At 36.9% G+C, this 12,233-nt stretch carries 9 protein-coding genes; 5 read left to right on the forward strand and 4 right to left on the reverse strand.

What is annotated here, in order from left to right:
* Window positions 1–36: 36 nt before the first annotated feature.
* Window positions 37–288 carry a type B 50S ribosomal protein L31 gene (locus FW780_RS11975; RefSeq protein WP_027375398.1) on the reverse strand — a complete coding sequence of 84 codons (252 nt, stop codon included), beginning with the start codon at window positions 286–288 and terminating at the stop codon, window positions 37–39.
* A gap of 184 nt (window positions 289–472) precedes the next feature.
* Between FW780_RS11975 and FW780_RS11980 the strand changes: the two genes are divergently transcribed.
* From FW780_RS11980 to FW780_RS12000, 5 genes are all read left to right on the forward strand, one after another.
* Window positions 473–1,882: a hypothetical protein gene (locus tag FW780_RS11980; protein ID WP_149833764.1), complete on the forward strand. Its 1,410-nt coding sequence runs from the start codon at window positions 473–475 to the stop codon at window positions 1,880–1,882.
* Window positions 1,882–2,208 carry a nucleotide pyrophosphohydrolase gene (locus FW780_RS11985; RefSeq protein WP_047424924.1) on the forward strand — a complete coding sequence of 109 codons (327 nt, stop codon included), beginning with the start codon at window positions 1,882–1,884 and terminating at the stop codon, window positions 2,206–2,208. The genes FW780_RS11980 and FW780_RS11985 overlap by 1 nt, the downstream gene beginning before the upstream one ends.
* A gap of 64 nt (window positions 2,209–2,272) precedes the next feature.
* Complete coding sequence (locus tag FW780_RS11990) at window positions 2,273–3,496, forward strand: 3-phosphoshikimate 1-carboxyvinyltransferase (RefSeq protein WP_149833765.1); 1,224 nt, start codon at window positions 2,273–2,275, stop codon at window positions 3,494–3,496.
* Between the two features lie 71 nt (window positions 3,497–3,567).
* On the forward strand, window positions 3,568–4,251 hold the full coding sequence (locus FW780_RS11995) for a hypothetical protein (RefSeq protein ID WP_149833766.1): 684 nt from the start codon (window positions 3,568–3,570) through the stop codon (window positions 4,249–4,251).
* Window positions 4,252–4,469: 218 nt separating this feature from the next.
* A complete protein-coding gene (locus FW780_RS12000; RefSeq protein WP_149833767.1) occupies window positions 4,470–5,468 on the forward strand; it encodes a phosphatidylinositol-specific phospholipase C in 999 nt (332 codons plus the stop codon).
* 229 nt (window positions 5,469–5,697) lie between these two features.
* On the opposite strand, the gene FW780_RS12005 is transcribed toward FW780_RS12000, so the two are convergent.
* The 3 genes from FW780_RS12005 to FW780_RS12015 all read right to left on the reverse strand — a co-directional run bounded on the left by FW780_RS12005 (window position 5,698) and on the right by FW780_RS12015 (window position 12,026).
* A complete protein-coding gene (locus FW780_RS12005) occupies window positions 5,698–7,530 on the reverse strand; it encodes an alkaline phosphatase (protein ID WP_149833768.1) in 1,833 nt (610 codons plus the stop codon).
* Window positions 7,531–7,603: 73 nt separating this feature from the next.
* Entirely contained in the window at window positions 7,604–9,112 is a 1,509-nt protein-coding gene (locus FW780_RS12010) for a RagB/SusD family nutrient uptake outer membrane protein (RefSeq protein WP_149833769.1), read from the reverse strand.
* Window positions 9,113–9,137: 25 nt separating this feature from the next.
* Window positions 9,138–12,026, reverse strand: a complete 2,889-nt coding sequence (locus tag FW780_RS12015) for a SusC/RagA family TonB-linked outer membrane protein (protein ID WP_149833770.1) — start codon at window positions 12,024–12,026, stop codon at window positions 9,138–9,140.
* Between the last annotated feature and the right edge of the window lie 207 nt (window positions 12,027–12,233).

Here is a 12,233-nt window from a genome sequence, read left to right on the forward strand (position 1 = left end):
AAATTGGAAGACTTTAATATTTTAAGTGTACAAAAATTACTTAGCGAATTTTTTGTATTTGTTCATGAACTTATCAACTCTACCTGCAGTGTCAACTAGTTTTACTTTACCAGTGTAGAAAGGGTGAGAAGTTGAAGAGATTTCCATTTTGATTAATGGGTATTCTTGTCCTTCAAACTCGATAGTGTCTTTTGTTTCTGCAGTAGACTTGCAAAGAAACACCTCGTCGTTACTCATATCTTTGAAAACAACAAGTCTATAATTTTCTGGGTGGATTCCGTTTTTCATAATACTATTTTTAAAAAAATTAAGTTTGCTTTCGAAATAGTAATGGATATTTCTCTGCTAAATTTTAGGTTGCAAAAATACAACATTTTTTTTAATTTCCAAATACTCGATTCAATATTTTTTTATTGATAAGAAATTCAAAGTATTTTCGTTAAATTTGGAACTTACTTAAACTTTAATTTCAATGAAATTCAAATTATTACTGGCTTTTTCCTTCTGGATGTTACTTGTAGCAGTATCATGTAATAAGGATGATATTACGTTTGACAGTCCTACGCAGCAGCTAAGTTTCTCACGAGACACGGTATTCTGTGATACGGTATATCATCAGGTACGTTCAGAAACCTATGTTGTAAAAGTATATAATAATGAAGATAAGGATATCTTGATCCCAAGAGTGAATCTTGAGAAAGGTGCCGCCTCATTATATAGAATCAACGTGGACGGAAAACCTGGATATGATTTTAAAAATGTTCCTTTAAGAAAGAAAGACAGTCTTTATATTTTTGTTGAAATTGCCCCTGAAGCCACAGGACCTGAAGCGATTGCTGAAGACAAAGTTATTTTCACAAGCCCTGCCGGAGAACAACACGTAACATTGTTCTCTGTAGTTCAGGATGCAGAATTTTTTATTCAGACTCCCGGCAATCCTAATGAAATTACCAATTCTACAACATGGAATAACAATAAAGCAAAGATTATCTACGGAAATCTTACCATCAACCCAAGTGTAACACTGGACATAGATCCCGGAACTAAGGTATACTTCCACAAAAACAGCGGAATGAAAGTTTCTTCCGGAGCTGTTTTAAATATCAACGGAACTCAGGCCAACCAGGTTATTCTTCGTGGAGACAGAAATGATCCTTATTATGATACTATTCCTAAAAACTGGAATTCTATCAAAATGGAAGCAAATTCTACGCTTAAGATGAACCATGCAAGGCTTTTCGGAGGAACAAGAGGTCTTGATATGAAACAAACCAATGCTACCATCACCAATTCGTTTATTCATACTTTCTTTGAATATGGAATTTATGCGGTGGGTTCTACTGTGAATGCCAACAATCTTGTCATGAACAATTGCGGTTTATCATGTATCGGTATTTTCAGAGGAGGAAAACACAGCTACACTCACGCTACGATTGCCAACTATTCTAAAACGATGAGTTCTTTTGACAGAAGTGGAATTTTTGCAGCCAACGAGTGGAAGAATGATGCCGGACAAACAGAACAGGGCGCTTTACAGCAACTTGATATAAAAAACAGTATCATCTATTCTGACAGGGATGATGCCATTCATTTTGAACAGACTCCGGGACAGCAGTTTGAATTCTTACTGCAAAATTCATTAATCAAATATACCAGTGCCACAGGAGCAGGTTTCACTTTTGACAACAATCCAAATGTGGTACAAACAACTAAGAATACGGATCCACAGTTTGTCAACTATTTTATGGCTAAAATGAATCTAAGAGTAAAACCAGGTTCTCCAGCCCTTGGAAAAGGAAATGCAGCTGTTGCAGCAACAGTACCTTCCGATATTGTCGGTGTATCCAGAACTACAAACCCAACATTGGGAGCTTATCAATAATGGAAATTACTCAGTTACAGAAACAGGTTGATGAATGGATCAAAACCATTGGTGTAAGATATTTTAATGAGCTTACGAATATGGCGATGCTGACAGAAGAAGTAGGTGAAGTGGCAAGAATCATTGCCAGAAGATACGGTGAACAAAGCGAGAAGGAAAGTGATAAGACGAAAGATCTTGGTGAAGAACTGGCCGATGTACTTTTTGTAACGTTATGTCTTGCCAATCAAACAGGAGTCAATCTTCAGGATGCTTTCGACAGAAAAATGAAAATCAAAACTGACCGCGATAAAGACCGGCATCAGAATAACGAAAAATTAAAATAACTATCAATTATGAGGTACAAATGAATTTGTAGCTCATAATTTTTTTAATACAATGCAGATCATAATGAAGAAGCTAGAAAAATCAAAATTATTAGAAAATAAAACAGTACAGATCAGCGGTTCAAAAAGTATTTCAAATCGTTTATTGATTCTGGAGAGTCTGTTCAGCAATATAAAAATCGGAAATCTATCCAATTCTCAGGATACTCAATTATTAAAAAAAGCATTATCTGAAAATACGGAAGTGGTAAACATTCATCATGCGGGAACTGCCATGCGTTTTCTTACTTCTTATTATTCTATCCAGGAAGGTAAAACAACAATTCTTACCGGCTCAGGAAGAATGAAAGAAAGGCCCATCAAAAATCTTGTAAGTGCTTTGAGAGATCTTGGAGTGGAAATAGAATACATGGAAAATGAAGGTTTTCCACCTTTAAAAATTACAGGAAAAAAGATTACCCAAACTTCCGTGAATGTTCCGGCCAATATTTCAAGCCAGTTTATCACCTCTCTGCTTCTTGTTGCAGGAAAACTTGAAAACGGACTGGAAATTAATCTTGTAGGAGAAGTTACTTCAAGGTCTTATATTGAAATGACGTTGGATATTCTTACCAAATTTGGTATCCAAAACAGCTTTGAGGGAAATACAATAAAAGTAGAACCATTCACTGATAACAGTTCTGAGGTGGTACATTATGAAGTGGAAAGTGACTGGAGTTCGGCTTCTTACTTCTATTCTATCTGCGCTTTGGGAAGAGAAACCATTCACCTGAAAAGTTTTTATAAAGAATCTACGCAAGGAGATTCTGCAATTGCCGAAATTTATGAGAAATTCTTCGGGATCAAAACAACATTCTCTGAAGATGAGCATCAACTAACTCTAAAACCTCAGCCAGATTTTTCTTTTCCTGAAAAAATTATTCTGGATATGAATAACTGTCCTGATATTGCACAAACTCTTTGTGTAACAGCAGCAGCCTTAAAAATACCTTTTGATATTTCCGGATTGGGAACGTTAAGAGTAAAGGAAACCGACAGACTTCTTGCTTTATATAATGAACTGCAAAAACTAGGTACTGAAACGGAAATTACGGATTTAACGATTAAATCAATCAGTTTCGGAGAGCCACAAGACAATATTTCCATTAAGACTTATCAGGATCATAGAATGGCAATGAGTTTCGCTCCGTTTAGTCTGATTAAAGAACTTACTATTGAAGATGAAGATGTAGTAGAAAAGTCTTATCCAATGTTCTGGGAAGACCTTGAAAGCATTCTGACTCATTAATTAATCTATAAAGTGTGGTAATTTGATGATACTTGTTATTTCGGATTACCACATTTTAATTCTATACAATAATGATGAAAATCTTCTTTTCTTTTTTAACGGTCTTATCTGTAACGAGCTTATCTGCTCAGAATCTGAAAAATTTTTCGGTTCCGAAAGGTTATACCCAGATTGCAGAATCTAAAGGTGATCTTGACAAAGACGGAAAAGATGAAACGGTCCTGATATTTGATACGAATATAAAAGCATCAGACAACCAAAACCTCGAAGGTACAAGTGACTATAAAAGGGTTTTCTATATTCTGAAAAAGGGAAACAACGGTCTAAAGGTATGGAAAGAAAATTCTGCCATCCTTTTTTCAAGTGGATTTGGATTTTATCCTTCTGATAATACTCTTGAAATCAATATAAAAAATAATTGTCTTATTATTGAACAGCAGTTTTTTACCAATTCAAGGCATACCCAGCAATATAAACATACCTTCAGATTTCAGAACGGAGATTTCTATCTGATAGGCTCGCATGATCATTTTGAAGATACCTGTGATTTCAGTTTTACGAATGAAATCAATTTTTCTACAGGCCAAGTGATTGTTGACAGAGAATATTCATCCTGTGATGACGATACCAAAGTACCTGGAAACTCACACAAAGAGTTTTCTCATAAATTCCCGACTCTTATTAAAATGAACGATTTCTTTATCGGAGACCACAAATTCAAAATTCCCGGGTCGAAGGAAGATTTTGTGTTTTAAGATGGAAATCTTTCGCTTAATTTTTAAACGCAAAGTAAAAACAATACTAAGTCAATATTAAAATTTCCGGAACTAAAAAAACTTTGCGTTAATAAAAATCGGTCTTCACTCATCCAGCTTCCTGACTTTAAATCAACTTAATTATCTCTTAAAGTTAAATTAACTCCTCATGCTTTGATATATTCTTATTTTTAAGCTACATTAAAAATAAAAAAACTATGTTCAAACAAAACATCAAACGTTTTACAGCCATCACTCTTGGGGTTGTGACAGCGTCTTTTCTTTTTTCCTGTTCAAACGACAGCATGATGGAAAGAGATTCCAGTGAAATCAACGCATCTTCTTTAGCAAAAGTAAGCAGCAAGGCTTCATTACTACCTATCTCCATGAATAGCTGGATGTCTGGTCTTCAGGACAATATTTCCATTTCAAAAATCTCTATTCCCGGGACTCATGATTCCGGCGCTCGTGTAGACACCCCTGTTGTTTCAGGTACGGCTAAAACTCAAGACCTAAGCATTGCAGAACAACTTAATGCAGGAGTTCGTTTTCTGGATATACGTTGCAGGCATATTGACAATGCTTTCGCTATTCATCACGGAGCGATTTACCAAAATCTGAATTTTGATGATGTTTTAAATGCATGTTATACATTCCTTCAAAATAATCCTTCTGAAACCATTATCATGTCTGTAAAGGAAGAGTATGATGCTTCCAACACAACCAGAAGTTTTGAACAGACCTTTGATGCTTATGTACAGAAAAATCCTTCTAAATGGGACCTTGGAGCCAATATTCCGACACTGGGTGCAGTAAGAGGAAAGATCAAATTGTTGAGAAGATTTTCTTCAGGAACTACTAAGGGAATCAATGCTTCTCCTTGGGCGGACAATACAACATTTGACATCAATAATTCCGGTGTACAGCTTAAAGTGCAGGATTATTATAAGGTAACGAACAATGATGATAAGTGGAACGGAATTTCCAGCCTGCTTAATGAAGCCAAAAATGATACGACCGGAAAGCTTTTCGTAAACTTCACCAGTGGTTATAAACCGGGAATCTTCGGAATTCCAAGTATTCCTACGGTATCTAACAATATTAATCCAAGGCTTAAAACCTTCTTCCAGACCAATACTCAGGGTTCATACGGAGTAATGCCGATTGATTTCGTGAATGCAGAACTGTCTGAATTAATCGTGAAGACAAATTTTTAATTCATTATTTGTTAGATATATTTATAGGCTGTCTCTCTTTTGAGGCGGCCTTTTTAAATTTTTCTCTGCTTTTATTTCCCTCAGATTTCACAGATAACACAGATTATCCACAAACATCTGCTTAATCTGTGAAATCTGCGGGATTTCTAAATTAAACACGCAAAAAAAAAGACTGCTTCGAAAACGAAACAGCCTCTCTTTGTAAAAGTAAAAGTATTAAAATCAAAAGTTATTTCTGAATTCCGTAAGCTACCATGATTTTGTTGAAAATTTCTGTATTTTCAAATAATCCTGTGAACTCTTTAGAATTCGGGCCGTAGGCAAAAACACTTGACGGAATAGAGGTATGATCATTCGTGCTGAAGTTTCCAAATACCCAGCCCTCCTTCAGACTTCCGTCCAATAAAGTTAAACCTCCTGTTTCATGATCCCCTACTACAATGACAAGGGTTTCTTTATTTTCATCAGCAAATTTCATCGCCTTACCCACCACATGATCGAAATCCAGTAACTCTGTAACCAGCTGCTCAATATTGTTACTATGGCCACCTCCATCAGTCTGTGAAGCTTCTATCATCATAAAGAATCCATTTTTATTATTCTTTAAATTATTTAAGGTAAGATCAAATGCATCAGAAAGCCAGTTTCCTCTTCCGTTGGTAATTCTTTGTGAAGCCAGAGGGTCGATAACCAGAGTACGGTTTTTTATTTCTGTAACTGATTTCAGATCATGATAGAGATCAACCTTTGCTTCTTTGAATTTCTGTAGATTTTCCTGAGACAATCCGCTTGTAGGACCTCCGATAAGAATTTTCGTTTTTGAAGCTGCAAAATCTTTCAGAATGGGTTCGGAACTGTTTCTATTGTCTGAGTGTGCATAGAAATCAGCAGGCGTTGCATCTGTAACATCACCTGTAGAAATCAATCCGGAAACCATTCCTTTCTCAGCAATAATATCAGGGATCTGTGCAAGTGCTTTTCCCATATTGTCCACTCCTACAAAAGTATTTTTAGTTTTCACTCCTGTTGCAAATGCTGTAGAACCCGGTGCGGAATCTGTAATGTAAGCATTGGACGAATTAGTTTTAGAAAGCCCTGTGGATTTCATGTTGAAAACATTCAGCTTTCCTTTGTTGGCTGTAAAGGCAGCATAATATTGTGGTAAGGAAGTTCCGTCCGGAATAAGAAGGATAACATTCTTTACTTTTTTAACCTCTCCGTCTGATGCATAAGTTGGAGTATAGGTGTTATATTCTTTTGTATTCTTATAAAAGTTCTTCGGAATAGAATTCATGAACTTTTTAAGATCAGGAATATGATCGGTATTGATATAGTCTACTCCCATATCCATAAAATTTACCCATGCATTTGGAAAATCCGGGGCTCCGTAAAAACGCATTGGCTTTTGCTGAGAATGTGCTTTTTCAACTGCACTTTTAATCTTTGCCGTTTCTTCGTCTCTTGGAATTCCTTTTCCATTCCATTTTACCAGTCCCGGAAGATCTGCACTGAACATTCCTACTCTTTTTAACTGGTCGGCAGAATAGTTTTTATCAAGATCTCCATCAAAATAAAGATATCTTGGATAGTCCTTAAAATCTGCCGGCTGAGGTCTTCCTCCGGTAATCACAATTTTAATTCCTGAATTTCCTGTAATCTCAGGATATTTCTTTAAAATAGTGACCAATGCAGCCAATGATGTTTTATAGTCCTGCTTAATATCAATCAGTAATTGGAGTTTCTTACTGGCATCAGGATAAATATTCCCTTTGTTCAGCTTAATCTGTTTTGAAATATTATCGAGATAAAGGTTTTCCAGTGTTCTGTCTGCAGAAAGTTCTTTTTCGGTATGTGCCACCCAAAGATTACCATTTACCAGAAATACATCTGCTTCTATAGAACCAAAGCTGGCATAGTAAGCCTGCCAAAAAGGGACCTCCTGCATATAATCATTATGTGAATGTGCATTGCCCACATTGTAGTTTAAATAATTCTGTGCCTGATTTTCGGAAAAAACAGCCAGGGCTAATACAGCCAAAATTTTTGATAGTTTCCGTTTCATAATTTCTGTAAAAAACTATATCATCACAGAAGTTTCTGCAATGATATAGAGGATAATATATAAGATTAAGATGTTACCAGCCTTCATTTTGCTTGATGATTCCATGACTGTTTACGATTTCAGCCTGCGGAACTGCCCAAACATTATGTACAGCCGGATTAAAGTTTCTTGCTGCCCATACTACCTGTCCGTTAATGCCATGCAGAGGCTTCGCATACGCTGCCTGCGCATCACCCCAACGTACAAGGTCTCTGTGTCTGTCTGCCCATTCACCTGCAAGTTCACAACGTCTTTCATGTTTCAGATCAGCCATCGTACATCCATTTTTTGGAGATAAACCTGCGCGTACTCTGATCATATTGATTTCCTGGTCTGCAGATTTCCCCTGCATCAGTGAAGCTTCTGCTTTGATAAGGATTACCTCAGCATAACGCATAATCGGAACGGCAAGATCTGTACATGGATAATCTCCGTTGGCACTTACATGACCGCTGTTCAACTGATATTTAAAGGCGTCCATATATTTATTGAACTGATATCCGGTAAGGGAGTTGGTAGAAGCATATATTCTTTCTTTCCCGTTAAAGGTAAATTTATCGCCTATTTTCAGGATGGATGCACTTCTTCTAAGATCTCCTGTTTCATATTCGTCATAAAGTTCTTTTGTCGGCTGAAAATATCCCCATCCGTTATATTCTCCCCATCCTTTATTCTCAAGCATAACTCCCGGTAGAATACTTCCCCATGCTGTAAACTTAGGAGTTCCGGGGATAGACCAGATATATTCTGAACTGTAATTATTTTCTGCTTTGAAAACGTCAGCAAAATTACCCAGTAAAGCTCTGTTTCCTTTTGTCATTACTTCGTTGGCCCAGAATTCTGCATTCTTCCAGTCTTTCATAAACAAGTATACTTTTGCTAAAAGTGCCCATGCTGCGGCTTTATGTGGTCTTCCGTAGTCTTTTGCAGGAAGTTCTGCCTGCGTAGGTAATAATTCTGCAGCTCTTTTAAGGTCATTTACAATGTAGGTATAATTTTCCATCACATTGGCTGCTCTTGGAATCGGGTTTGGATCCGGATCTTTTGAACGGTCGATAATAGGAACTCCCGCTTTTTCATTTCCATAAGAATAAGAAAGCTCAAAATACATTCTGCTGCTCATGAACAGAGCTTCTCCAAGATATTTATTTTTAATGGCCTGTGAAGTCTGGATGTTATCAATATTACGGATCACACGGTTGGCAACGCCAATCACATTGTATCTTTTGTTCCACTGAGTTTCAAGATCTCCTGCTGCAATATAATTACTGCTGAAGTTTTTTGCATTATCCGCTTCACTTTTTGCTCTTCCGGTTACCATATCATCACTGGCATTGATAAACCAAAACAGCCCTCTTCCGTAAAATTCTCCATCAAACAAAGGCTTATACATGGCATTCGCTCCGGTAACCAGATCGTTTTCTGTTTTCCAGAAACTGGCTTCGGTAGGTGTTCCTTCTGGCTGAACATCCAACTCTCCTGTACATGATAAAAGCATTACGGATATTCCTGATACTAAAAATATTTTATTGAAAAATTTCATTTTTTACTTTTTTGTTAGTTAAAAATTATAAACCGATCTCCACCCCAAAGATGAATGAACGTGCCTGAGGATATCTTCCGGTATCTACACCATAAGAGTTCATCCCTACTTCAGGATCAAATCCTGTATATTTCGTTATCGTAAACAGATTGTTGGTGGTTACGTAAATTCTTACTTTATTCACATCCAGCTTGCTGTATAATTCTTTTGGTAATGAATATCCTATAGTAAGGTTCTTTAGTCTTAAATAAGATCCGTCTTCCACGTAAAAATCTGATACTTTGGAATAATTACCGCTTGGATCGCCGTGTACAAGTCTTGGAATATCGGTGTTCGTATTCTGAGGAGTCCATGCATTCAGGATATCTTTATCCATGTTGTAGTTCTGTCCTGTTCCGCCCGGATTTAAAGAAATAAACTTCATCCCGTTGAATATTTTATTTCCGTATACTCCCTGGAAGAATAAGTTCAGGTCAAAGTTTTTCCATGTCATGTTGTAAGAGAACCCGTAAGAGAACTTAGGATATGGGCTTCCAAGATTGACAAAGTCATTATTATTAAGCACTCCTGTATTTCCTTCTTTCTTCAGGAATTTGATATCTCCTGGTTTTGCATTAGGCTGAATAAGATTTCCGTTGGCATCTTTATAATTATTGATCTCTTCCTGAGTCTGGAAAATCCCTCCTGTTTTATAACCATAGAAAGAATAGAGAGGATCACCTACTTTTACGCGGGTTGGTTTCAATACGCCTCTTACTCCATTATCGTTGATAAAAATCTCATCTACATTTGCGAGCTGCTTCACCGTATTTTTTAGTTGACTCATAGTAGCTCCTACTGAGAAAGTGAAATCACCTGAGATTACTTTGTTGTAATTAATTCCCAACTCGTATCCTTTATCCTGGAATAATCCTGCATTCACATACTGATTATTATACGTTGCCGTACTTGGTAAGCTTACGTTGAAGATCTGATCTTTGGAATTCTTTACGAAATAATCAAACTGTAAGGAAAGGCTGTTGTGAAGGAATGACGCATCCACCCCAAAGTTGGTTTGTTCAGATTTTCCCCATTTAAGATCCGGATTCGGACGTGTAGTGGCATAATAAGCAATATTCTGAGAAGGATCCTGTCCGAAAATCACATTATTATCTCTGGTCATTAATGGGTTAACAGCTTGTGGAGAAATCCCTCCAAGATTCCCCAGAATACCATAACTTCCTCTCAATTTCAGACTTGAAAGCCATGAAATATCCTGCATAAAGTTTTCTTTAGAAACTACCCATGCACCGGAAACAGCATAATAATTAGCAAAACGGTTTTGCTTCGCTACCAGTGAAGAACCATCACGCCTTCCCAATACACTTACAATATATTTTCCGGCGTAGTCATAGTTTACTCTCGCAAGGTAAGAAACCAACGATTGCTTGTATCGGTAACTGGAAACATCTTTATTGGTATCTGCAGCGTTCTGAAGATGTTGGAAAACCTCAGCCTCACTTCTGAAATCGTAGGCTTTTGCTACAAAACCATCATCAATGGTCTTCTGGAAAGTAAATCCTCCAAGGAAATCAAAATTATGTTTTCCGGCAGCAATTTTATAGGTAAGCAACTGCTCTGCAAGTGCTGTAGATGAATTGTTGGACTGGTATTCTAAATTATTGGTATCAAAAATCTTCCCAACTTCCAGTACTCTGTAAGTAAAGTTTTTTACATCTCCCAGTTTAAAAGTCTGTGAGAAGTTGGAACGGAATTTTAAATCTTTAGCTAAAGTGATTTCCGCATATGGATTGATTAAGATTTCATGAGTAGGATTTCTGATACTGATCCTTTTAAGGTAAGCCACCGGATTGATCATATCTCCGTAACCTCCTGCCACATCAATTGGTAATCCGGAAAAAGCTCCGCTTGGCGTATATACCGGAACATTCGGCGGATAGTACATCGCTGCCACTAAAGCTCCTGTATAACCACTTTTTGTATCCGCTGTATTTCCGTCAGAGTAATTATAATACATATTTTCTCCGATCGTCAGCCAGTCTTTTACTTTATGTTCAGAATTCACTCTGAAATTGTATCTTTTTGCCTGTGTATTCAGTAAGATCCCTTCCAGATTTCTGTGGTTCATTCCTACAAAATATCTGGATTTTTCACTTCCTCCGCTTACATTAACATTATATTCCTGAATAGTTCCTGTTCTGAAGATTTCTTTCATCCAGTCTGTTCTGGTAATTCTCCCGTCCGGATATTGATTAGGATTAAAAGCAATAGGTAAGCTTCCCAGTTTCCCGGCGTTTTCATATGCTTTGTACATTACATCCTGAAATTCCGCTGCATTCAAAGATTCTTTTAGTCTCCAAGCCTGATTCACCCCGTATTTCACATCAAAGTCTACCGTAAGATTTCCTTTTTTCCCCTTTTTAGTGGTGATCAGGATAACTCCTCCGGAAGATCTTGCTCCGTAAATGGCTGCCGAAGCATCTTTAAGTACAGAAATATCCTGTATATCGTTTGGATTAATTGATGGTGTTCCATTAAAAACGACTCCATCTACCACATACAAAGGAGTTTCTCCATTAATTCCTCCCAGACCACGAATATTTACCTTAGGGGAGCCATTAGGATCTCCACCTTCATTCACTACAGTTACTCCGGGAGCTTTACCCTGAAGAACTTCTCCTACTCCTGACAAAGATCTGGAAGTAAGCTTATCCAGTGAAGCCTCCGAAACAGCACCGGAAACTTTACTTTTTTTCTGTGTTCCGTATCCAACAACCACAATTTCGTCAATGGATTTTTCTTTTAAGCTGTCTTTTTTCTGAGCCAGAAACATCGGTGAGGCCGATATTGCACCAATAAGTAATACCCTTCCCGTTAAATAAGTTACAGATACAGGGATTTTAAATACATTCATGATCTCCTTTTTGATTAGGTGCAAAATTAGAACAGCCTGCTCCCACCCCTCATTAAGGTTTCCTTATGTTTTTATTAAGAAATTTTAGCTTTTTATAGTTATCATCTACCACAAATTAAAATCAAAACACTGTATATCAAAAACATAGGTAATTAAAAGTAATCATTCCTTTGATATTGTATGCTGAATTGAGATTAACTTTATTTT

Origin of the sequence: Chryseobacterium sediminis, assembly GCF_008386505.1 — a bacterium.
Taxonomy (GTDB): domain Bacteria; phylum Bacteroidota; class Bacteroidia; order Flavobacteriales; family Weeksellaceae; genus Chryseobacterium; species Chryseobacterium sediminis.